Origin of the sequence: Streptomyces sp. So13.3, assembly GCF_005860785.2 — a bacterium.
GTDB classification, from domain to species: Bacteria; Actinomycetota; Actinomycetes; order Streptomycetales; family Streptomycetaceae; genus Actinacidiphila; species Actinacidiphila fildesensis.
In genome coordinates, this window is record NZ_CP048835.1 from 2,541,166 (window position 1) to 2,564,534 (window position 23,369).

14 protein-coding genes and 1 pseudogene are annotated in these 23,369 nt (G+C 64.6%); 5 read left to right on the forward strand and 10 right to left on the reverse strand.

The window, feature by feature from the left end:
- Positions 1-135: 135 nt before the first annotated feature.
- The 8 genes from brxL to C8250_RS11600 all read right to left on the reverse strand — a co-directional run bounded on the left by brxL (position 136) and on the right by C8250_RS11600 (position 14,131).
- Positions 136-2,238 (reverse strand): BREX system Lon protease-like protein BrxL, encoded by a 2,103-nt coding sequence (gene brxL / locus C8250_RS11565; RefSeq protein ID WP_274599425.1) that lies wholly within the window; start codon positions 2,236-2,238, stop codon positions 136-138.
- Positions 2,239-2,301: 63 nt separating this feature from the next.
- Positions 2,302-4,815: a BREX-1 system phosphatase PglZ type A gene (pglZ, locus tag C8250_RS11570; RefSeq protein ID WP_138352699.1), complete on the reverse strand. Its 2,514-nt coding sequence runs from the start codon at positions 4,813-4,815 to the stop codon at positions 2,302-2,304.
- Entirely contained in the window at positions 4,815-8,351 is a 3,537-nt protein-coding gene (gene pglX / locus C8250_RS11575; RefSeq protein WP_138352700.1) for a BREX-1 system adenine-specific DNA-methyltransferase PglX, read from the reverse strand. Before pglX ends, pglZ begins: the two co-directional genes overlap by 1 nt.
- Positions 8,351-11,911 carry a BREX system P-loop protein BrxC gene (gene brxC / locus C8250_RS11580; RefSeq protein WP_138352701.1) on the reverse strand — a complete coding sequence of 1,187 codons (3,561 nt, stop codon included), beginning with the start codon at positions 11,909-11,911 and terminating at the stop codon, positions 8,351-8,353. The genes pglX and brxC overlap by 1 nt, the downstream gene beginning before the upstream one ends.
- A gap of 3 nt (positions 11,912-11,914) precedes the next feature.
- Positions 11,915-12,514 carry a DUF1788 domain-containing protein gene (locus C8250_RS11585; protein ID WP_138352702.1) on the reverse strand — a complete coding sequence of 200 codons (600 nt, stop codon included), beginning with the start codon at positions 12,512-12,514 and terminating at the stop codon, positions 11,915-11,917.
- Positions 12,507-13,136, reverse strand: a complete 630-nt coding sequence (locus tag C8250_RS11590; protein WP_138352703.1) for a DUF1819 family protein — start codon at positions 13,134-13,136, stop codon at positions 12,507-12,509. Before C8250_RS11590 ends, C8250_RS11585 begins: the two co-directional genes overlap by 8 nt.
- A 55-nt stretch (positions 13,137-13,191) precedes the next feature.
- The gene (locus tag C8250_RS11595) at positions 13,192-13,386 is read right to left on the reverse strand and encodes a helix-turn-helix domain-containing protein (RefSeq protein WP_346268800.1); all 195 of its coding nucleotides are present in this window, start codon (positions 13,384-13,386) and stop codon (positions 13,192-13,194) included.
- Positions 13,387-13,687: 301 nt separating this feature from the next.
- Positions 13,688-14,131: a hypothetical protein gene (locus C8250_RS11600; RefSeq protein ID WP_138352705.1), complete on the reverse strand. Its 444-nt coding sequence runs from the start codon at positions 14,129-14,131 to the stop codon at positions 13,688-13,690.
- A gap of 169 nt (positions 14,132-14,300) precedes the next feature.
- Between C8250_RS11600 and C8250_RS11605 the strand changes: the two genes are divergently transcribed.
- On the forward strand, positions 14,301-14,564 hold the full coding sequence (locus C8250_RS11605; RefSeq protein WP_138352706.1) for a helix-turn-helix transcriptional regulator: 264 nt from the start codon (positions 14,301-14,303) through the stop codon (positions 14,562-14,564).
- A gap of 234 nt (positions 14,565-14,798) precedes the next feature.
- Positions 14,799-16,271, forward strand: a complete 1,473-nt coding sequence (locus C8250_RS11610; RefSeq protein ID WP_138352707.1) for a UvrD-helicase domain-containing protein — start codon at positions 14,799-14,801, stop codon at positions 16,269-16,271.
- A 1,073-nt stretch (positions 16,272-17,344) separates the two neighbouring features.
- On the opposite strand, the gene C8250_RS11615 is transcribed toward C8250_RS11610, so the two are convergent.
- On the reverse strand, positions 17,345-19,615 hold the full coding sequence (locus C8250_RS11615) for a hypothetical protein (protein ID WP_138352708.1): 2,271 nt from the start codon (positions 19,613-19,615) through the stop codon (positions 17,345-17,347).
- A gap of 571 nt (positions 19,616-20,186) precedes the next feature.
- On the opposite strand from C8250_RS11615, the gene C8250_RS44825 reads away from it, so the two are divergent.
- The 3 genes and pseudogenes from C8250_RS44825 to C8250_RS11635 all read left to right on the forward strand — a co-directional run bounded on the left by C8250_RS44825 (position 20,187) and on the right by C8250_RS11635 (position 22,780).
- The gene (locus C8250_RS44825) at positions 20,187-20,447 is read left to right on the forward strand and encodes a hypothetical protein (RefSeq protein WP_346268740.1); all 261 of its coding nucleotides are present in this window, start codon (positions 20,187-20,189) and stop codon (positions 20,445-20,447) included.
- A 589-nt stretch (positions 20,448-21,036) separates the two neighbouring features.
- A pseudogene (locus C8250_RS43485) lies at positions 21,037-22,086 on the forward strand (ABC transporter substrate-binding protein).
- A 241-nt stretch (positions 22,087-22,327) separates the two neighbouring features.
- Complete coding sequence (locus C8250_RS11635) at positions 22,328-22,780, forward strand: hypothetical protein (RefSeq protein ID WP_138352711.1); 453 nt, start codon at positions 22,328-22,330, stop codon at positions 22,778-22,780.
- Positions 22,781-22,783: 3 nt separating this feature from the next.
- On the opposite strand, the gene C8250_RS11640 is transcribed toward C8250_RS11635, so the two are convergent.
- Positions 22,784-23,281, reverse strand: a complete 498-nt coding sequence (locus C8250_RS11640; protein WP_138352712.1) for a toll/interleukin-1 receptor domain-containing protein — start codon at positions 23,279-23,281, stop codon at positions 22,784-22,786.
- Positions 23,282-23,369: the final 88 nt, after the last annotated feature.

Consider the following 23,369-nt stretch of genomic DNA (forward strand, 5'->3'; position numbering starts at 1 on the left):
CCTATCTCTCGCTTCTTTACAACAGGGATCTCCCTGTCCGAAAATCTCGAGGCGCCTCACACCGCGTTGCCGCAGTAAGTGAGCTCCAGCTTGCGGAGCAATTCCTGCTTCCTGGCTGGACACACCCGCACTTGGTCACTGGCCGATGTGCTCATTCTGGCGCAGGTAGGTAATGCCGAAGCCGCGTACCTCCCGGTACTGCTGGTACTTGATCGACAGGTCGAAAGCGTTGGACTCGGCAGGCCTCTGGAAGACATCCAGGCCACGGCCCAGGAGGATCTTCCAACCCGTGTCGGTGGCGATGGACCGGTCGTGGATAGTGCCGTCGTTGACGAGCTCGACGTCCAGGAGCAAGCCGAGGATGGCCGCGTTCTTCTTGATCTGCAGCAGGAACTTCAGCTGCTTCTGGGCACGTTCGACATCGTCAGGGACCTCCACGGTGAGCAGCTTGAGGGTGACCTCGTCAGCGGACTCCTTGACGCGGGCGATGCCCTCGATGAGCTCCATCAGGTTGCGGGCCTGATGGTAGGAGCGGATGTAGGGGTCAATCAGCGTGATCTGGGAGGACCCACGCAGGTACGGGACAATCTGCCTAGAGAAAGTGAACCCGCGCTGCCCTTCCTCCCACTCCACCAGACCGTTCTTGAGGACCTCCTCGACGACTGACTTCTTCTCTGTCGCGGGGGCGGCAGATTGGTCTGCCAAAGCAGGACCGGCCGCAGGTTCCTCGATCGGGATCTGGCCGTCCGCGCTGCGACGGCGGCTGTTGTAGTACTCCGGGTAGTCCTTCTCCTCTCCAGTGGCCACCGAGTGCCAGGTGCCCTGGGCGTCTGTGTAGCCGAAGCGGACCTCGGCCATCGTGGTGTCGATGCGCAGGATCTGGTCCTTGACACGCTTGCGGCCTTCGATGGCGAACCGCAGAACCTCCTCGATCTCCTCGGGCGTAGCCTGCTCGTGGGGGTAGAGCAGCTTCATCAGGCCGGAGAAGGTCTTGTGGATGCCGTCGCGGTCACGAGTGGAGATGTCACTCGAGAGCGTGAAGTGCTCCTGGTACCGGTCGGATGCATCCACGGAGCGCATGGACTTGAGGACCTCGGCGATGTAGTCCACGACAAACCCGTACCCCTCGGAGAACATCTCCTCACGGATGGTATCGACCTCCCATCCGGGAATGTAGTGGTGCAAGCGGTCGAGGTAGGCGGAGTCGTGGTAGGCCTCAGGCAGCTCGTCGAACAGGTCGGAATGCTTGAGCATGAACGGCACGGTGTGCGAGGTATTGCCGACGAAGACCATGGATGCCTCCGCGCCAAGGGTCTCGACACCACGGGAGAACGACCTGTTCGCCATGTAGTTCTTCATGATGTCGACCAGCGCCTTGTCGGTGCGCTTCTTGCGGCCGGCGAACTCGTCGAAGGCAACCACGTCCCAGTACCCGACCAAGCCGATGCGCCCGTTGGAATTATTCACGAAGAGCTTGGGCACGGTGATCTCGCCGCCGGAGATCAGCATGCCGTGCGGGGAGAACTCTGAGTAGATGTGGGACTTGCCCGTGCCCTTGGGGCCAAGCTCAACAAGGTTGTAGTTGCGTTCGACGAACGGCACCAAACGCACCAGCTGGATGAGCTTGGCCCTACGAGAGAACATCGTGGGGTTGAACCCGATGGACTGGACCAGCAGGTTCATCCACTCCTCGGTGGTGAACTCGCCACGGGCCTGGACGTATCCGGCGAAGTCGAAGTGGGACAGCTGGATGGGCTTGATCGAGCCCAGGGTCCAGGGCACCAAGCGGTAGTCGTCGGTGTGGAAGTACTCGATGTCACAGATGCACCAGACACCCCCGACTAGGAGCTTGAGGTGCTTCTTGACGGTGTCGGGGCTGACGACGACGCTCTTGATTCCGAGGTTGGCGAACTCGGCCTGGTAGACGTCGTCCTTCTCGTTGAGGGTGACGGTGACCCGGTCGATGACCTTGTGACGGCCCCGTTCACGGATGGTCGACTTGACCAGCTCGGCCTCGTTGCGATGCACGTAGTGATCCGCAAGGATCTTGCGTACAGCCTGAATGCCGGCCTGGATGGTGGCCTCGTCGTCGGAGGCCGCGTACTGGCCCAGCAGGTACTCCAGGACGTAAGAGGGAACAATCGCGTTGCCCTTGACGGCCTTGACCAGGTCCTTGCGCACGACAACGCCTGAGAAGTGACGGGTTATCTTCTCGTCCAGAGGCGTCTTGACCGGCACCCCGACCCCGCCAGCGGATGTAGTGGGGCTAGGGGTGGTGTCGTCGTAGATCACGTGGTTCCCCTAGAAGTCGAAGTCGGAGGTGAAGGAGCGCTTGAGGGTGTAGGTCGCCTTCTGCGACATCGACTTCCACCCGGTGGTGCCGATTATGGGCTCATCAAGACGCAACTCAACAGTGCGGTCGTTGAGCTCGTCAGCCTCTCGCGACAGCAGCAACCGCACGTCCTGGAAACGGTCGCGCTTGTCCTCGCTTGTGCGGTCGAAGTGCAGCTCGGGCTGGTTGGAGATCAGCACGTTGTCGACGTACAGGCCAACCCGCACGGTGCGAGCCTGGACCTTCTCGGTCACAGCGTCTTCCTGGTAGAAGCGCACCACGACCTGCCCGGTGGTGATCTTGTCGCCCTCGGCCATGATGCGGACCCCGACCTGAGACAGGTCGCTGGTGCGCTTCTTGGTCACCTTGACCACTGGCACCACGACCTCCTGCAGGGAAGCGCCGCCGTGCACGAACCGGGTGCCCGAGCCCGAGCGGCGCAGCCGCAGGTTGGCCCGGGGAACCTGCACCTGCATGCCCTCGCCTTCCAGGCCGATCTGTGCGGCGGTGAAGGTGTGCAGCGCGGGAGCGGCCTTGAGACCCTTGCCCAGGACGTATCGGCGGGCCTGCTTGAAGATCTCGTCGCCCTGCGGCAGTTCCTCGGATACGAATTCGGGGTCGATGGGCTTGATCTCCTGGTACAGAAACCCGTGGTCAGCAGTGATCATCACGGTGCCGGCGTAGGCGTTCATCAAGAGCCGCACGAGCTTCTTGAGGTCCTCGAGGGTGGCGGCCACGGCCTCGGGGGTGTTGCGCTCGGTCTCCATCTTGTCGCCGACTGCATCAATGCGGTTGTGGTAGACGTACACGACTTTGTGCTCCTGCAGCAGCGCGCGCAGGCCATCACGCTTCATGCTCAGCACGTCATCTGCCTTGACCGCGGTCCCACCGACCTCCGCGAGGATCTTGGACCGGTTGGCCACGCCCCCGGCCGCCTGTCCGTCAACCTGGACCTGGTCGTCCTTGCCGGTGGGGCCGATCGTGGTGTGCGGCAGCAGGGCCGCCATGCCCATCTGGGTGTAGCTGGGCAGCACCCCGAGCATCGTGCTCTCGGCATCCAGGACGGCGGAGTACTTGTCCAGGCCGTTGATCTCGCTCTTGAGCTCATCGGCAACCTCGAAGCGCAGGGCGTCGGAGATGATCACGACGACGCGGCGGTCCTTGCGGTGCAGCGGGGCCACGTGGTCGTTGAAGAACTTCGTCTGCGGGCGCAGAACGTCCGACTTCCACGCCGTCAGGGCATGTAGGTGCTGCGACCAGGCCTCACCCAGCGGCTGCAGGAACCGATTCAGGTACTGCCGGTTGATCTGTTCTCGCAGGTGCTCCAGGACGTCGGAGCGGTCGGCCAGGGTTCGGGCCTGGTGCAGGAACTGTCGGTAGCGCTGGTCGATGACGTACCAGCCAGTGCAGTACTTGGTCAGCCCGTCATCGAAGGACACGATGCTCAGGTCGATCGTCCACAACCGATTGATCAGGTCCGCCGCGATCTCCAGGCCCCGGTAGGCGGCCTCATACTGGTCGTACCAGAGGCTGTTGGGCTTGCGCTTGCGCACGATCTCGGCAACCTCGCTGGCCGGGATGGTACGGTCGGTGACTTTCCCGGCCAGGGCCGAAATAATCTTCTGCTCAGTCTGCGGGAAGACGTCGTCCTCCAACAGATCGCGAAAGTCACGGTTCTCAATCTGGTCGGCGTAAGAGATGTCCTGGGCGACCTGCTCGGCGAGCTTCTGCATGGCTTGTTGGCTGCGCCGGCCGTTGCGCCAGGACTCGAAGTCCAGGCGGATATCCCTGGCTGCCGTGTCCTTCCCGGGGAAGCGCCGGAAGGCCTGGGTAAAGAGCCACAGCACGAAGTCGGCCATACTCGGCTGCGCCGACTTGTAACCGTAGATGCCGGCGGCGCCCTGCCAGAAGTAGGAGTCCAGGTGGTGTTCGGCCAGACGGTCAAACAACGCGGTCTGCTTGCCCTTGCCCGAGGCATGCTCGACCAACAGCCTGCGGGTGATCTCCCGCAGGCTGTGGTCCTTCTCCTCCAACAGGACCCCACTCATCTTGGCCTGTAGTTTCAACGGTCCGTCCCCTGCCGCCAGGCGGGGTTTGAGCAGCGCCACCAAGGTCTCGTCGGAGAAGAATGCCTCATGGGCAGCCACGATCTCGTCGATGCCCTCGCCCTCCAGGCCAAGGTCATGGCGCAGAAGGCTTGCCTTGTCCGCCGAAAACACGCCCCAGGCCAGCTCTTGGTCCAGCAGCCAGTTCCCGGTCTTCTCGGGGACCTGACCAGACCTGTAGACGAGAAACTTCGTCTCGGGCTCTTCCCTCAGGAAGCGGTGCTTGAGCGCGAACTCATTGTTCTGCACTCGCACGACCTCGACGCCGGGCAGGTCCAGCGCCTCAAGGGAGGCGGTGTGTTCGCTGGCCGGGTCGTGCCAGAACACAACCCGCTGGGTCTCGAACAGGCGCCGCAGGCGGGCGGCGATCGAAGTCATTACTTGGCCTCCAGGCCATTGATCTTCTTCAGCGCACAGCCGAGCTTCGGGTAGTTGGCCTTGACTCCGTCGTTCAGGTCCAGCTCAATGCGCTGGGTGGCCAGGGGGTAGAGCACCTCATGCTCGTAGGCCTCCAGCTCGACCAAGTCTTTGCGCAACTGCACGGTCTCCTTGCGCGCGGCAGCGGCCTCGCGCCCTGCAGCGCTCTGCGCAGTGCGCTCGGCGTTCTCCAGGGCAGAGGCCAGCTTGTTGCGGTACTCGCGCAGGTAGCCCAGCACCGTGCTGGGCGTCGAGGGCGTGTAGCGGTGCAGGTAGACCAGTGCGCTAAAGGTTCCCTTCGGGCTGGAGAACATCCAATAGATAGGGCGCTTCTTGTATCGCTGGACGTGGCCTTCGTAGAACTTCTTGACGAAGTACTCCCGCATGCCCTTGGCAGCCAGTGCCTCGGTCACGAACCGCAGGTTCTCTTCAAAGCGCTCCTCACCGAACGCTGCTCGCAGGAACTTACGGAAACGGGCGACAATGTCGTCCTCGAACCGGTCGTCGCCCAGCACCGGGATGACGTTGTCCTCATCCAGCAGGAACAATGGTTCGGGGACCTCAGTCTCATAGACTGCCGTGCCGCTTCCCTGATCGGCCAATATCAGGCCAGGCGTGTCCAAGCTGTAGCGGCCAAAGATGCAACCCACCGCGTAGGACACCAGGTCCGTGGCCATCGAGGCGCGCATGGCATTCTCGCGCTCATCGACGCTTTTCAGGTGAGAGAAGGTGAAGTCGGGGTTGGCGCACAGGGCGACATCTTCAGTAGCCACGTCGACCTCAACATCACCGGAGATCCCGTAGTGGTCGGCGAAGTAGGCGTTGTTCGTCGCCTCCAGTCCACGGACTTCGTCTACCTCATCGCGCTGCTGCTGGCGGATCAGCTCGTACCGTTCGGCCAGCGCCTGTGTGGTGGTGAAGTGCTTCTGCAGGAACGGGGAACGCTGAAAGTCCCAGGACTCCTCACGGGAGTCCCAGTCCGCTCGGGCGATCTCGATACACCGACCCACACGATCAAGTACTTCAGACGAGACCGCGGGATCGAAGGGCAGCCTGCTGACCGGCCCCTCATGAAAGTCCAAGGTGGGGGAAGTGAGTCCCAGGAAGTAGTCGGCGCTAGTGCTGTTGGCGTAGGCCATAATCGCCTTCAAGGTCGCTTCGTCGTCCGCAAAGCACATGGCCCCCTTGGTTTCCGAGATGAACCCGGCGGGGCTGTAGCGCATGGCGAAGGAGTTAGCTGAGATGGTCGACCAAGTGCCGCCCTGGCGGAAGTAGAAATCCATACTAGGGATGCGCTTGGAAGGCGAGCCGTACCTCTCCGTGGCCAGGGCGACCATCTCCTCACCGTCGTTGTGCCAGTTGACCACCAGCGAGTGATTTCCGTACCACTTGCGGAAGGGTCCGCCCTTCTGGCAGGGAAACCAACGCCGCCCTGAATCCTGCGCGGCATGACGGTCGGGCATTCCGAAACCGATCTCGCCGAGAGCCGGCTCCCACCACTGTTTGAGGAAGCGGTCGTTGTCAGAGGTTGCCAGGCCTTGGCGGGGCTTGGCGGCTTCACCAAGAGTCGGGAACTTAGCGATGGCCTGCACGGCACCTTCGGTGACCCAGTATGTCAGCGGGGTGCCGGGAATAGTGCTCAGAGCGTCGGGGTGGACCTCGTAACGCTGCGGGTGATTCTTCGCCTTGGCAGCGGCACGGAGGGCGGCGCTCTTCTCGGCTTCGTTACGCCCGTCGGTCAGGCGAATGTAGGTCCCTGCACTCCGCTTCGCAGGCGCTTCTTCGAGTACGAAGGCTGCGGTAGTGACCACCTCGCCTCCGATGCTGTCGAAGGCTCGGGGCCCCAGGTGAGCGAAGAGGTGGACATTCGCCTCAGCTAGGACCGCCTCGCGCAGCTTGGTAAAGGAGGACAAGAATGCCCAGCCCTGCATAGTGATCATTGCGGCCAGACCCTGCTGGGTCAGAAAGCTCAGTGCCCGCTCGATGAACATCGAGAATAGGTCTGCCTTGGAGTTGGCGTACTCCTCCATGGCGAAGTCCGCAAGGACCCCATTCATGCTGCGCCCGCCCATGTACGGAGGGTTGGCGACAACCGTGGCGTAGCGGGTTTGCAGGTACTGGGCCTGCTGCAGCACACGCGTCGCCTTGGGGTATAGGGCCCCCGTAAGGAGGTCGTCACTGACCTTGAGCGTGGTCTCGATGTGCTGGTGCAGCTGGTCAATGAGTGAGGCGTCAGGCTTGATCAGCGAGCCGAGGGTGTCTGCATGCTGGAACTGGTTCCAGAACATCTCCTCCTGGTACCGGTCAGCGTCCTTGGTGATCAAGAGGTCCAGCTCAGTCGAGGTAAAGAAGATCGGGTTGAGCACGCAGATGTTTGGCTCAGTCTGCTTGGCAAAGAAGCGGCGGTGGCGAGCGCGAGCCTTCATCGTCAGCGCGAAGGCGGCCAGGGCCGCAGCGCGAGGGTCGATCTCGGTGCCGTAGAGGTTGTGGGTCAGGATCGCGGCCGGGGTCTCGGAGGGTGCATAGCCCTCTTCCTCGTAGATCGCGTACAACAGGTCAAAGGCATAGGTAAGCATATGCCCGGACCCGCAAGCCGGGTCAATGACCGTGAGCTCTTCGGGAGAGGTGATCTTCAGGAAGTCGGCCTGCTGGCTGGTCGGGGGAATGTAGTAGTCCATCCGGTCGACCAAGGAAGAACCGGGGTGGTTGAGCATCCACAGGCGTCCCACCGAGTTCTCCACGAGGTAACGCACGATCCAGTGCGGAGTGAACAGTTGGGTGGCCGCCGGAATCTCCTCGGCGCCAGCCTTCTTGTTCTTCTTGAGGCCCGCAAAAACCTCGCCCTTACGCTCTGCGATGTAAAACTGGTAGAGCCATCCGATGACCTCGACGTCCTCGCACACCTCTGTGGTGAGGGCTGTGGCGGCACGGGAGACGATGGAATCCTCGGCCAGCAGCGTAGCGGGCAGCAGTAGTTCGGTGTAGTCCTGCAGGTCGTCGGACTCAAACATGAACGGCATCGCCTGATGCCAGTGATGGCAGTACTCGGCCAGCAGGCGCGCATACGCCTCGCCCTGAGGGTCGTTGCTGGTGCGCTGCTCGTCCAGCAGGGCGTTGACCTCGTCAATCACAGTCTGACGCACGACGTTGGCATCGAAAACGCCATTCTTCGCATCAATCAGGATCTCGGGCTGCCCGCCCAGCTGGCCCTCGGCCGGGGAGACGACTCCGACACCGGTGTACCCGTTGGCATCCATGAAACGCAGCGCGATAACGCGGTTAAACCACGTGTAGGCGACCTTGTCAACCACGGCCTGACGGCCGGCCTGTTCGCCTCCGGCCGCCTGAATGTCAGCTTCCAGGCGTCGGACACGCCCGTGGTGTTCGACGCGCTCGATCGAACCTGCGGCCAAGACGCTAGTGGCACGGGCCTCAACCTCGCGCAGCAGGACGGTGCGTGCCCAGGTCGCGAAGTTCCTCAGCGCATTGATGTCCATCACAGGACCACTCGCTTCCCGGAATCGATGGTGGTGATCAGTGCCTGACGCAGGGCATCGAGGTAGGCGTCCACATCCTGGGGGCTTTCCAGCAGGGTGGGCCCACCATTGACCTTGACATGCTTGATGGAGACGGTCGTGTGCTTGACCGGCACAGGCACGGGAGTGCTGGCCCGCCCGCCTGCGGCCCCGCTCCCAGAGTTGTCAGAGGCGCCGTTCTGCTCGGGTTCGTTCTGGGGCGTGCTGCTGGTCAGGGAGTCCAGGAGCGCGGGGTAGGCAGTGTCGGCGAAGTCACCAGCCAACATGTTGATCGTGGCGATCTGGTTAGCCGCGGCAATCCTGTCCAATAGGACCTTGACGGTCTGGTCGGCCTTTTGGCGGGCGGCGTCAGTAGCCTGCTGGTAGTCGCTGGTCTCCTGCAGCAACCGCACCCGATCGGTTATGCGTGCCGCGACCTCCTGGACGGCCTGCTCTACGCGGGCAGCAACCTGGGCCTGCACGCCCTCAACGGCCTGCTTGAGCTTGGTGATCTTGCCTCCTCGCAGCAGGTTCTCGTCGTCCAGCAGGGCCTGGATCTGCCCAGTGGCGTCTGCTTCGAGGTAGCCGAGATTGGTGCTATTGGTCTGCAGGAAGTCGCGGGCGGAGTCGTAGATGCCCCTCTGGGCTCCTTTGAAGAAGCTCACGACCGGGGTGATCTGCTCGTCCTTGGCATCCAGCAGGTCCTCGGCCATGATGAAGTCGGTCAAATACCACTCCTCACCCTTGCCCACGGCCTGCTGCAACAGGGCAACCGGGCCGTCCAGCCCAGCCAGGAACGGGTAGCGGCCCTGCTGCTCCTGATAGCCAGCCAGCTCAGCGCGCTTCTTCTGCAGGTTGTCGGCCACGTACCGGCCCAGCTCCAACGGGTCGCCGGGAACGGTCGGCTCGTCGAAGAAGTCCTTGGCGAAGGTCTGCAGATCCTTGACCTTGCGGGCTTCAAAGGTTTTCTGCTGGGAGACGAGGATGTGGGAGTGCTTCTGGGTGTTGCTCAGCGCCCGCGGGATCTCGGTGCGCTTGAGGGTGGCACCGTCCATGCTCAGGGTGAGCTTGCTTGTTCCCACCAGATGGGCGATCACGACCTCGATGGAGGGCAGGTCCCATCCGAACGGCTTAGTGCTGTAACGGTCAACCAGCGCCTTGACTGTGACCTGCTCACCCTTGTTACCCCGCCGAGTCACGTGAGAGAGCACCTCGCCGGCAGGCACGTCCAGCTTGGACAGGCCCTCGGCATCGAAGAGGGCCTGCCCCTCAGGGTTGGCTGCCGCCTGGATCTGGTTGTCCTGATAGCGCACCCCGCCCAGCATCTGCAGGCTGGTGTAGGTGCGTGTGATGAGCTCCTGCATGCCCTCACGCACGCGAGCCTCGGCATCACCAGAGGTCACAGGCACCTCGGCCGTGTTGATCACCAGGCGAGCCTTGCCCACCATGGTATGCAGCCGCTCGATCACGTCCTTGGTGCGCTCAATGTTCTGCGCGGCCTTGGCCTGCAGGACCTGCTGCTGGGAAGCCGACAGTGATGTCGTCTGACGGCGCTTGATGTACTTCTCGGTGCGGATGACTTGCTGCAGGTCACCCATGGCCTGGGCGTCGTCGCCCAGGACCACGCGCAGTTCGTCCCGGCCCGCGCTGTGAGCCTTGACGACATCGAAGTCGTACTCGTAGTCCGGGCTGATGCAGTGCAGTGTCAGGTCAGCCTGCTGGTTGCGGCTGTAGGGCTGGTCGTCGAGCTTGTAGGAGAAGGAAAAGTCCTGGTTGTTCTTGGCGTAGCGCACCTTGTTCAGGCGCACCACGTTTTCCGACAAAATCTTGAACAGTCGACCCTTGACCTCACCAGGTTCGATGTCGACGTTCTTGATCTCCGCCTCCATCTCCTGCTCGTCATTAGTGAGGAAGGCGTACACGGTCCCGGTGCGCTGGATGTAGTTCTCGGTCTCCAGCAGGTCCAGGGACGTCTTGACCTGCCGGGTCAGCTCGGCGATATCCCGATCAAACCCATCGGTAATCAACACCGTCAGATTGTGCGGGTTGGCGACGAACCCTTCGACGTGCTTGACCAGGAATAGGGCTTTGAGCAGGCGCATGGCGAGCTGGTTTTCGGGCAGGTTCTGCTCGGCGCGGACGATGACTCGCTGCGTGGCAGACTTCAGCGCCGCACGGATGCCGGAGTACATCTGGTCAAAGGTCGCCAGCGACCCGATTGGAAGGCCTCCGAGCTCCTTGGCAACCTCCTGCACGACCCCCAGCATGGAACGCTCGCCGACTGAGCTGCTACGGCCCTCAAAATAGTTGTGATCGGAGATCCCCTGGATCGCGGACTGGAACAGCGGGAACTGGTAGGTCACGAACGGGTAGGTGCCCACGAAGGAGTCTTCGCCGGGGTAGTTGCGGTAGGTCGTGCCCTCGACAAAGTCGAACAGAGTGCGGAAGTTGGGGTGCTGCTCGGCGTACACGCCCTCCAGTGCGGCAGCTCCCTGCCCGTTCTTGCGCAGCAGACGCTTGCGGATGACCTCTTCGACATCAGCACTGGTCAGCTTCAGGCGGGTCTTGAATCGGGCCTGGATCTTGGAGAAGTCGTGGCTCTGGGAGCGGGTGCGGTCCCCTATGACCATCTCCATGTCCTCCTGGGAGGTCACAAACACCCAGGCACGCCCGTTGCACTTGGAGTTGAGGGCTTCGGCGATGGTCTGCAGGTTCAACATCAGCCGGCTATTGGTGCCGATGAACTGTCCGACCTCGTCAACGAAGAAGTTCAGGCGCGTCTGCGGATCGTCCCGGGCGTCCAGCCAGTCCTTGATCTCCTCGGCAAAGTCCTCGATGGAGACCGAGTGCTCCTGCCGGTACTTGGCTAGGATCCCCGTGGGGCGGCCTTCGGTCTGCCCGGAAACCTCAGCGTAGGCCTGCGAGATATTGAACTCCTGCAGCACGCTTTCCTCACGCCCCACGTTCCAGGGCTTGCCCGCGATGCGCTGGTAGGCGGCCTTGAAGTCTTCGAGTTGACCATTGCGGTCCAGGTCGCGCTCGAAGCGGGCCACGTGGCCCTGCTTGCCGTAGTAGCCGCGGTGCTCGTTGAAGACTTTGACGAAGACCTGCAGCAGGGCGTCTTCCTGGTCCTTGCTGATCACGTCGGCCTTCTGGTCGATGTTGAACAGCAGGCTGTACGCGCCGATGCGGTCAGCCTTGTCCAGCAGCGCCGCAAGGAACGCATTGTCCGCCGAGGCCTTACTCCGAAAGGCCTCGGTGACCTGGACGCGGGTGAAGTCCTGCCTATCGACGTCGCCCAGCAGGTGGGCGAGCATTTTGAGCAGGTGGGACTTACCCGAGCCGAAGAAGCCCGAGATCCACACTCCGTTGGCGTGCTGGTAGTCGGTGTACTCCTCCAGCAAAGTCTCCAGGCCCTTGGCGGCTTCGTTGGTCAGGACATACTCCTCGACCTCGGTAGCGAGGTGCGAGGTATCGTCGGCCTTGATGACGCCTTCGATGGGGCGCTGCACGTCCTTGGCGAAGATGGTGCCCAGAAGCATTGCTCAGGCCTCCTGTTCCTGGATGTCCTTGGCTCGGTAGTACTGGTCGTCCTGCAGCAGCCCGAACAGCACCAGCGAAGACCCGAGAGTCTCGGACTGCGCGTACTTGCCGGGAAAGAACATGAGCATCGGTTTGGCCACCACGACGCTCTGCAAGTTGTTGAGCACGTTGTGAGAGCGGATGTAGGGGAAGAGCTCCCCGATCCCGGTCAGGAACAGGATGTCGAATCCGCCGTCGCCAATCCGTTCGGCGACAGCCGGGGCCAGGTGCTGCTGCGGGTCAAGCATGTTCTGCAACAGCTCACGGAACTCGTCCTTGCCCAACTCCGGCTCCGCGGCCAGCACCTGCTCCCACACCCCCCGGTCCTTTAGCAGGTCGATCGACAGATCGTACAGGTTGATCTCCCGCACGGTGATGCCCTGCGCGGACAGGCGGTTACTTACCCGCTTGCGGGCATCGTCCATCCCTCGCGCCCAGTCCGATGGGTACCACTGGATGAAGAAGGGCACCTCGTTACCCAGCCCTTCCATCCGCAGAAAACGGTCAGAGGAGAGCACGTCGAACAGGTGCTTCTCCTGCTCTGGCAAGGTCCGGTCAGTCATCGTCGTCTCCGGTCAGGGGTATCAGGGTCGGAAAGAACCGGACCTGGGAAGGCTGACGGCGGCGCAATATGCGGGTCAAAGGCTCTGAGAGCAGCGCGGGCATGATCTGCCCTGCCTCGCTCAGCAGGCCGGCCTCGCGCAGCATCAGGTACACAGTGGTGCGCAGCTTGCGCAACGTGCTCTCGCTCAGGTCGTCGAGCTCGTCGTGCCACAACGCCTTGGACCGTACGAAGTCCTCAAACCGCTCCGGCTCCAAGGATGGGGTCATCAGCAAGAAGCGTTCTCGCACTACTTCCTCGGCGAACTCCCCAATTAGGGCGTAGCGGCGGCAGGCCGCGACCCACATCAGGTAGGCCCACTCAGTCGAGCGGCCCTCCATCAGCCACTCGAGCTCGTTGTTGTCAAGCTCTGCCATGCGCTGCACCAGCTCCCGGCCCATCCGGCGGGCAGAGGAGGCGGTACGGGCCTGCAGCAGATTGTCCGCGTCCAGTGCCTCGCGTACCTGGGTCCAGTTGCGGGTGCGGTGCAGGTATAGGTCCGTCGCGATCGGAGCCTCCTGAACGAAGAGCCCGCCAACGCTGAAGGACAGCCGGTAGCGCCCGGCGCCGTCAGGCTCGCTCACTCCGCCTCCTTCATGAAGGTCATCGTCTTGTGCACGAAGATCAAGCCCCAGAGACTCAAGAGGGCTGGGCCGGGGAGGCGGCGTTGCCGGCGCGCACCCAGTCGTCGACCTCGCCGGCCTGGAACTTCCACAGCCGGCCGATCTTGTGCGCGGGCAGCCCGCGCTCGGCGATCCATGTGTAGACGGTGTCCTTGGTAACGCCAAGGTGCGCCGCGATGTCGTCAGCAGACACCCAGCGGTCAGCCACGATGGCTCTCCTTGCGAAGGGGGACATGAATCAGGCCACCACATCCTATCGGGATCGCATTACCTGTCTGGTCTGGTATCTCCGGGTCTTGGCGGGTGAATGCTTGTCTTCTCTCTTGCGGAGCTGCCCCTGCTATGCCCGGGCAGGTGATGGTGAGGGCGTCGCGGGTCCGGGTGGCGGCGGCGAAGAGCACCGAGCGGGCCTTGCTGGTCAGTGTGCGGGGGTGCCGCGCGCCGGGCCCAACGTCGGCGACGAGAGCACTAAGAACGTGCCGCCGACCGGACTGGAACACAGGGACACACGCTCAGAGCGCTTCCACCCACTCGCCGGGCTCAGGGGTGAGATCTGCCGGCGCCTCACCCGCGGGCATGCGCCCGCGCGGCACGATGGTGCTTTCCGGGGGTTCCGGGACAATCGCGGCGTGAGGGATGGCACCGGCGCAGGCGGCGCAGGTGTCGGCGAGGTGCCAGGTCCGGCCGCAGTCCGCCCGGATGAGCAGGAGCCGCAGCGGCCCCGAGCAGGGCCCCTGGCGCCGGTGCCATGCGCAGGACTTCTCGCAGCACCGGCAGGTGCGCAGATGCGGCGGCAGCCGGGCCTCGATGAGGTGGCCTGCGAGATGCCGGCGGATCTGCGAGACCGTGGCGGCCCCCACAGTCGGGACGGGCAGCGCGCACCCGCTGCAGACGAGCACGGGGTACCCCGCCGGGCTGCCGATCGTGACGGTCCAGACGCGTGTGGACAGGGCCATGGACATCAATCCCCCAAGCTGTGATCGGTCAGTCGCCAGCCCTGATGCCGGGCGACTCCGGAGCGGACACCGTAGTGCAGACCTCTGCCCTATCGAGCGCGCCCGTTACCGACAAATAGGGCAGAGGTCTGCACTGTCAGGGCAGGGGTCTGCACCGTGTGATGGACGGGTGACGATCTTGCCGCCGCCGGAGCCCAATCCGATGGCACTGAGGCTTTCCCTCTCGCACTTGCGTGCGCAGCACGGGTGGAGCTACGACGAGCTCGCCGCGCGTAGCGGCCTGTCCCGCCGCACCCTGATCGAGATCGAACAGGGCCGCACCATCGGCACATTGGCCACCTGGCATGCGCTCGCCCACTCATTCGGCGTCCCGCTGGGCGAGCTCCTCGGCCCGCTATGCCAAGGGCACGAACCCCCACGGTTCGAGAACTGAGCCCAGCCGCCCAGCGGCCATCCGAACGGGACAGCGCTCTAGCGCATCCGTGCCAGATTCGAACCCTTGTTGCCTCGACGTCACCAAATCGAGCGGACCGGGCGGCACGTGCCTAGGTAAAGGGCGGGTTCAATGGCACGTTTCACTCCGGCACCTGCCCCAGGTGTGGCCCATTTCCTGCGCCCATGTAGCACGGACGTGGGCCGCCTTCGAGCTTCCGGAGAGAGCTGTCCTATGCCTTTTTCGCCGACCGACGAACAGACCGCCGCGCTGGAGGCTTTCCGAAGCGGCGGCCATCTCGCCATCCAGGCCGGCGCCGGCACCGGCAAGACGTCTACGCTCGAATTCCTCGCCGCGCAGATGCCCGGGCGGCGTGGGCGCTACGTCGCCTTCAACCGCTCCATCGCCCTGGATGCCGCCGCCCGTTTTCCGCCGACGGTGCAGTGCAAGACTGCCCACTCGCTGGCCTACGCCGCTCTCGGCCACCTCTACCGCGGCCGTCTCAACAGTCCCCGCAGGCCCGGCTGGCAGATCGGCCAGGACCTGGGCCTGCACACCCCAGCCAAGATCGGCCGGGTAGGCCTGATGCCAGCAACCCTCTCCAACGCGGCGCTGCGCACGGTGACCCGCTTCTGCCAATCGGCCGATGCGGAACTGGCCCACCATCATGTTCCGCATCTGCGGGGCATCGACGACCCGGACGACCATGCGGAGCTGGCCGACCTGATCCTGCCGTACGCGGACAAGGCGTGGGCCGACCTGCATGACCCGCACGGCGGCACGGTGCGTTTCGAGCACGACCACTACCTGAAGATGTGGGCCCTGAGCGAACCCGTCCTGCCCGGCGACTTTCTGCTGCTGGACGAGGCGCAGGACACCAACCCCGTCCTCGAGCAGATCGTCCTGGCCCACAAGGAGCGTACCCAGATCGTCATGGTCGGCGACTCGGCGCAGGCCATCTACGGCTGGCGCGGCGCCCGCGATGTGATGGCCCGGTTCGCTGGCCACCACCTCACCCTCACCCGCTCCTTCCGCTTCGGCCCGGCGCTCGCCATCGAGGCCAACCGCTGGCTCACCCTCAGCAACGCACACATCCGGCTCTCCGGAACACCAGACATCCCCACCACCGTCGGATCCCGCACGGGACGCCCGGACGCAGTCCTGTGCCGGACCAATGTCGGAGCTATGACCGAGGTCCTCGCCCTCATCGCATCGGGCGCCGCGACAGCACTAGTCGGCGGCGGGGATTCGCTGCGCACCCTTGCGTCGGCCGCCCGCGACCTCATCCAGGGACGCCCTACCCACCACCCCGAACTCGTGCTCTTCACCACCTGGAGTGCACTGCGCGACTACGCCGAGCACGACCCGGCCGGCAGCGACCTGCAGCCCTTCGCCAACCTCATCGACGAGCACGGCCCGGAGGCCATCCTCCAGGCCGTCGACCACCTGGTTCCCGAAGCCACCGCCGAGGTCACCGTGTCCACCGCCCACAAGGCCAAAGGCCGGGAATGGGCCCGGGTGCGCATCGCACCCGACTTCACACCACCCGCCGACAGCGACCAAGTCGATGCCCAAGGCCATCGCGTTCCCCAGCCCGTCGACGAGGCAGAAGCCCGCCTGGCGTACGTCGCCGTTACCCGAGCCCGCAACCACCTGGACCCCATCGGTCTGGCCTGGATCAGCCAGCACCCCGACAACCCCGTCTGAGCTGGGAACCTGAACGCCCCAGTGCACCGTCCTGCGCCCCAGCAGGTTGATCACGCCGGGTGGATGACCATGGCGGCAGTGGCTTGCCGGTTCCCCTCAACACGGCCTTGAGTGCGGCCACATGGGGAAAGCCGCACCCCCGGGGCAGGAACGTCCCCCTCACGCCGGTGCGCTGGGTTATTCGTGGGCGTCGCAAACTCGGCGAGCGACTGCTCGACGCTGGCGATGGTCAGGCACCAGAAATCTCAGCCGTCGACGTCGTCAGTGGCGACGGCTACCCGGGCGGAGGTCGTCGGAGTGCCCCAGCTGCACCCCAAGACGCGATCCTGCCGTCGCGTAGCAAGGTGGCTCGGACCACGCCGATTGTCGCGCTGGCCGGTCAGCGTGATTCCGGCCGCCAGTTCTGCCGGGTCCAAGTACCCGAGCAGGTCGTGAAGGTCGACCCTCGAACGGCCGGAGTCGAGGGTCGGTGTGCCGGTACGCGCCGCTGCAGGTGGGACGGCCCGCTGACCGGCAGAGGGCAGGCTCGCTGCAGGTCCAGGGCAGCAGGAGCCGCCGCGCTCCATGCTGACAGGGACGGGGTTCCGGCAGAACGAGGCCTCCACGTCAACTCGCCTCCACTGAAGCTCCGTTGCTGGTCGAGCAAGCCATCTCGCAGGCCTATGCTGCACTTCGCCTCACTAATGTCGTCGCTGGTTGAGCCGCCGCTCGTCACGCACAGTGAACGACCACAGTCATCATCCGCCACACCTCAGCTACCGGACGCTGGTACGTCTGTCGGGACTGGCGGGCGACAGTCTCCTGCTGGCCTGCGCGGCAGCCGCAGCAGGAAGCCGGGCAGGCTCTCCCCGGGCAACGGGTCCAAGCTACGGGGAAGCGGCTGCATGCTCTCGGGCTCCCTTCTGCGCGGGTAGTTGTTCGTGGCCGCCGCGGCCGGCGCATTCACGAACTCTACGAATCAGCTTGGGTCATAGAAGGAGACCAGCCGCTTCGGCGGGCGGCATCGGTGCAACAGCAGCGTATGGGGTAGCACTGTCGGGGGTGACGGTTCTGCGGAGCGTGGCGACAACGCTTCAGCGAAGGTTCGTGAGCCAGGTGACCTTGGCTGTCGGCGCGATCTTCTCGTTCACCAGGGTCTCGGTGCGCCCGTCCCAGCCGGGTCCGGTCGTGGCCATGACGAACTCGTCCGCGCTGAGATCTTCGATCAAGCCCCTGAGGGCTGCGCAGCGCTGTGTCTCCTTGCGTTTCGTCGATTCGAGGCGGTCGCTGATCTTGGCTTCGCCGATGACTATCCGGCCGTCGACGATGGCCCAAAGGTCGACTTCGATGTCCGGGTAGCCCTCCCGGCGGACGACCGCCTCGGGCATGTGCTGGAAGGAGTGCGCGGACTTAGCGAGCGTGGCGAGAGCGAGGACCGGCACATGGATGTTCGAGCGCAGCCCCTGATAGGCGACCTCGTCGAGGCCGTAGTACCACTGCGGCTCCAGTTCCTGCCCCTTCCAGGCCGACCGGACGATCGGGTTGTGCTGGCGGCAGCGCTGGCAGCGGAAATGCGCTCCGATGTCCTCCAGCCGGTGGAAGGCCGTGCCGAGACACTGCTCGCAGGTCAGAAGCAGGCCCCGGGCCGCGATGGACCGCTGCAGGTAGCGATCCAGCAGCAGCCGTGCCGTTTCCTCGCTCCCGCCGGTCATCGCGCTGGCGTCGGCGAGCGTCAGGTATTTACGCTCCTGATAGACACGTCCTGGCTTCTTGCCGACGTCGATCCATCCGGACAGCAGGCTGGCCGCAGGGCCCACCGCGAGATCGGCGGCAAGGGTGGTGAAGTCTCCCCACAGCTCGATCATGCGCCGGGTGTAGCGGCCCTTGTCGGACTCCTCCAGGGTGACGCCCGCTCCTGCCAAGAGGGTGGTGAAGACCTCGCGGGCGGTCGGGAACCGCACCCGTACCTGGACCAGCCGCTGGGCCAGGGAAGTGCCGGCGAGAGTGAAGATCCGGCCGTGAGAGTCGACGCTGATACCGGATGTACTGGAACGGACGCCCCAGGAGGTGCCGTCGGCGATGATCACGTCACGCAGGGCCCACCGGGCGGGAAGAACAGTGCCGGGGTCCAGGACGTCCACCTGCCACCGGCAGGAGTCCGGCTCGACCCCTATCGCCTGGCCAGGCAGCGGGATCTCGACGTTCCTGGCCTGGGCGCTCCCCAGGAACGGCTCGTGCAGGGTGTCTCCGGCATGCGCCTTGTCGAGCAGGTGGAGGCTGCGCCGAACCGGCAGGTCCGCAGGGGCACAGACACGCACCTCCACACGGCCCGGGGAACCGGAAGCCGCCATCCGGCCCCAGGGCGTGGCCAGCAGCCGGTCACGAACCTCGTCCAGCTGATCCGTATCGAGGGTGAGCGACGACAGCAGGACCGGGCGGCCCGACGCCGAGGGCACCGCCGACTCGTACAGGACCCGCGCCAGCTCCGTGTACAGGACCGCATTCAGCTCATCGCTGTCCGGGCCGAGCGGCAGCCAGTACGTCTCACCCACCACACGCCGGCGGGTGTAGGCGTAGCAGAAGTCCTCGGCGCTGTCCCCGCACATGACCACCAGCGGTTCGCTGTGCGCGTCCGGGCTCAACGCGGTGAACCAGGAGCACCCCAGCCGGGTTTGCGTCAGCGGCATGTCCTCCAGGAACGTCGGTTCGGCATAGCCGACGTCCGAGTCGGTGCGGCCCGTCCACGCGAAGCGCAGTACCTGGGCCAGCCCCTCCCGGTCCACCCCCGCAGTGACACGGTCCACCTCCCCGCGCTCCCGCAGCCCCGCCAGATGCCCGGGCGCAACAAGCCCGGTCCTCGCGGCGACCAGCAACTGCACCGCCATCGGCAGCCCGTCCGCATCGAGGCCCGTGATGCGTGCTGGCTGATAGGTCAGCCCGCACATGTCCACCAGCCTGTGCGGCGGCGCCTCGTCCGCCCGGAACTCACCCGTTACCGCCACCTGCGCCGACGCCAGCGGAGCCATACGCCGACGGATACGATCCCCCAGTTCCTGCGGTACCGCCGGCCCCGCGCCACCGGTCGCAAGGAACTGAGGCTCGATCATCCGCCGGGTCTGCGCTTCGTCGACGTCGTTCTCCCGGGCCCACCGCTCCACCATCGAGGCGAGCTGCGTCTCGTACGCCTGAGGGTCCGACATCTGCAGACCCCGCCCGGTCCGGGCGAACACCGCCCAGTGATCCGCGTCGAAAGCCTCCGCCAGCCGCCAGAACGGCTCCGCAATCTCCCACGCAGGCGTACAGGCGATCAGACCGTGGCCGTCACCACCCCAGGTACGCGCATAGCACTCCACCATCCGCAGCATGTCCGCACGCCAGCCCCTTCCCGAACACACCAGCGACACAGCACGCGGCGGCCTGACACTGCGCTGCACCAGCCGAAAGCCCAACCCGGCATTCGCCTCACTCATCCCCGCCCCCTGCATCGCCTCGTCTGACTGCGTCGCACCACCGCGGATACCACTGTGCGACAGTGGCACACCCAGACTCACGGTCACCAGAAATGCGCAAATTTAACGCATCGTCAGCACTCCGTGTCCCCGCGGCCGAGCTACCAAGACGTCAGTTCGTCCGATTCGGCGAGCAGACCCGCCGATACCAGTGGGCCGTCCCAGCGCGCGGGTGCGGGAGGCGCGTTTCCCAGTGGCCGACCCGTCGGTGTCGATAGGAACTGACGGATACTGCGGGCATGGACACCGGCACGGGCGCTGCCCCAAAGCCGACGGCCCCGGGCGACATCCTTTGGGCGCGCTATCGCCGTCGCCTGCTCGAAAGACTCCAAGATCTGGCGGGCCCCGTCCGTGGTGTCGTCGTCCTTCCTCTGCATGTGGCCTGGTCGGAGTGACGCGTTTTGCTGTCGACAAGCCTAGGGCCTGCATGAGTCTGTACTGGACCGTGCTCGCAAAAGGCCAGCACGACGACCTGATCGCAATTCTTGACCGCGATCTGCTGATCGAGCAATGGCCCGACCTGCGCACAATGATCAACCGTCATATCCGCGAGGTATGGGAAGAGGCCTTCCTCGAACTGGCCCAGGCCAGCACCACGGTCGTCTCCCGGGACGGTGACGACGACAGGCAGTGTGACGCGAGCGTGGGGGTTGAAGGCCGCTCCGGACCCGCCGGCTCGTCAGCCTGATCCGGTTTCCCTCTACCGCTGAACTCCATTCCGCCCGCTGTAATTTGACCTCGCTGGATGGGGTGAGCGTCGTCGGACTCAGCAGTGCACCACGCTGCAGGCGAGTTCGCACGAGTGTTCGCCGGGGATTTTCCCTGTTCGGCACTGCTGACGGTCCTTCATCCCTGGCTTGGCGGGGAGAACTCGCGGCCAGCCTGGGGCCCGGCCCCCAGGTTGACCGGCCTCGCGGCTCCACAAGATATTCGGACCGAGGCATTCACCCGCGCCGCGCAGGGCTCTCGCTGCCGAGACCAATTCCTTTGCCCCTATCGCCCTTCGGCTGTTTCATCGCTTAACCAAACCGAATGGTGCACCAGCACAGGCGCAACCAGTTGGCATCCAAGAACATTTCGGGAACTCCCGGCACTACGGGCTGGCGGAGTACTCCTCAGGAGTACTCCGAAACACCATGTTCACTTGGCGAAAATGCTGGATTTTCCGTCTGTCGACCAGTTCCCAGGATGCGTAGCGTCAACGCGGCAGCGGGACATCGGACAGGCTACGTGGGACGCGGGGTCTGGCCGACACCACCAGCAAGGAGGCTGTATTCATGTTTGGAAATGCAAGACGCGCGCTGGCTGTCACGGCCGGTTGTGGGCTGATCGCCCCCGTGAGCACCGGGTGCGGTAACGGCCCGGCAGGCGGTTCCCAGTCGGGCGACGCGGTCACCGTCGGGGCGATTCTTTCACTGTCTGGGGCGTTTTCCACTCTCGGCCCCCCGGAGAAGATTGCGATTCAGATGGGCATCGACGCGGTCAATTCCGCGGGCGTTGTTTCCGTCGACGGCAAGAAGTACAAGCTCGCGGTCAAGGTCATCGACGACAAGTCCGATGCCGGCACCACCGGTGTGGCCGCCTACCGCCAGCTCGCGGTCGTGGACAAGGTCCCGGCGCTCGCCATCGGCCTCGGCACGTCGAACTATCAGTCGGTCATCAAGCGCAATCCCCTACAGGTCCTGAACATCCTGGATAGCACGTATCCCGGCATCCTGCGCTACAGCGACCACCTGTTCCTGGTGCGGACCGCGACGCCGGGGTATGCGCTGGGTTGTACCTGGTATGCCAAGAACGTCCTGAAGAAGAACAGCATCGCCATCATGGGTGCGAGCGCGGACACGTACTCCGCGGGCCTGGAGACCTGGGTCGAGAAGAGCGCGGCTTCCTAGGGGGTAAAGGTCACCGCGCACGTCAACTACCCAGCCGGAACGGCGGACTTCGCACCGTTCATCCAGAAGGCGATGGCGTCCAATCCGCAGGCCATCTACCTCGGCGGCGTCACCAGCGAGGTCCTGCCGGTGCTCAAGCAGCTGCGGAAGAACGGCATCGAGCTGCCGGTCTTCCACAGCTCCGGTGTCACGCCGGACCAGGCGCAGGAAATCCTCGGCGGCTCGGTCTACTTCGACATGATGAAGGACAACTACGACTGCGCGGGCACGCGGCCCAGCACCTCCACGCAGGCGGCCACCCTCAAGTTCGCCTCCGCGTACCAGAGCAAGACGAAGTCGGTAACTGGTGGAGTCGATTATTCGAACCGCCGACAGTTCCCGCCCGCGGCTTCGCCAGCAACACAGCACTACGGTCGGCCTGACCATCGCGGATGACTGAGCCACCCGGCTACCGGGGTCGGGTGGGGGCTGCCGCTCCTGCCCGGCCCGGACGTCCGGTTGTTGTGCAGACGACGACCCAGGGGGGTGACCCCACGGGGACGAGATCTCTGATTCTCGGCATAGCAACGAGACACACAGGAGAAATTCACGGCACCAGCCGTCGCCCGGCCCCCTCGCACCCATCGCGGTGCTCCTCAGCTCCCTGCTCCGGCGCGAACAACGAATGGTGGCTACCATGGCCGACGACTATGTCCTCCGCGACACCGACCTGCTCGCCGACGTGCGGTCGCACCCGTCCGTCGCGCTGATGGTCGCCGGGGCCAGCGGGCAGGCTCGCCGCATCGCCCCCGGCCTGTTTGGTGCGGACACGACCGACGCCCAGAGGTCCGAAGCTCGCCTGACGCTGCTGAAGGCCATCACCCGATGGACGGAGCACGGTGCCGATGCCGTCCAGCAGCAGACCGCCGGCCCGTTCTCGCTCGGTGTGGATGCCCGGCTGTCGTCGGGCTACCGGCTGTGGCCGAGCGAGGTGCAGCAGCTCCGCGAGATCGTCAGCGGACCACAACCACGACGCGCGTTCGTAGTCGACCGGGTGCCAGTGCAGCGCACCAACCGTGAGCACCACCCCGGCTGCGACTTTTTCTTCTGTCGCGGCAACGGCATCGACTGCTCGTGCGGGTTGAGCTAAGCGTCAGGCAGCGGGAAGCGCGGCGGCAGCAGCAGCGATCTTGGCGGCGACGGCGTCGAGCGACGATTCCTTTGTGCTCAGCCCGGAGTGGGACGCGAGCATGGGGCTGACGTCGTAAAGCTCGTCGAAGGTCACCCCGTGCGTCACGGGCACGACGCGATTGGTGTTGAGCAGGACGGCGAGTTCCTTCTCGGCGATGCCCTCGTTCTTGATGCTCTCGAGTAGATATGGCGTGACCAGCACGATGCCGATGCGGGAGTTACGAAGCCCCTTGTCGATCTCGCGCATCTGCAGCGAACCGAGCGGGATGTCTTCCTCGCTGAACCACACCGTCGCGCCACTGGTCTTCAGGTGGCCGTAGAGCTCCTTCGCGCTGCCCTCACGGTCGTTCCAGGCGTGGCACAGGAAGAGGTCTCGCTTGTCCGGGTACGTCTGGGCCTGTACCGCAGCCTTCTCGGCGTAGGGCTCGACCGCCTGCCACTCGGTCGGGGTGTACGACACCGTCCTGCCGGACCTGGTGCGACGCGAGGTCCCACCTCCGGACGAGCCGTACGACGAAGACCGGCCTCCCCCGCCGCTGCTGTACGAG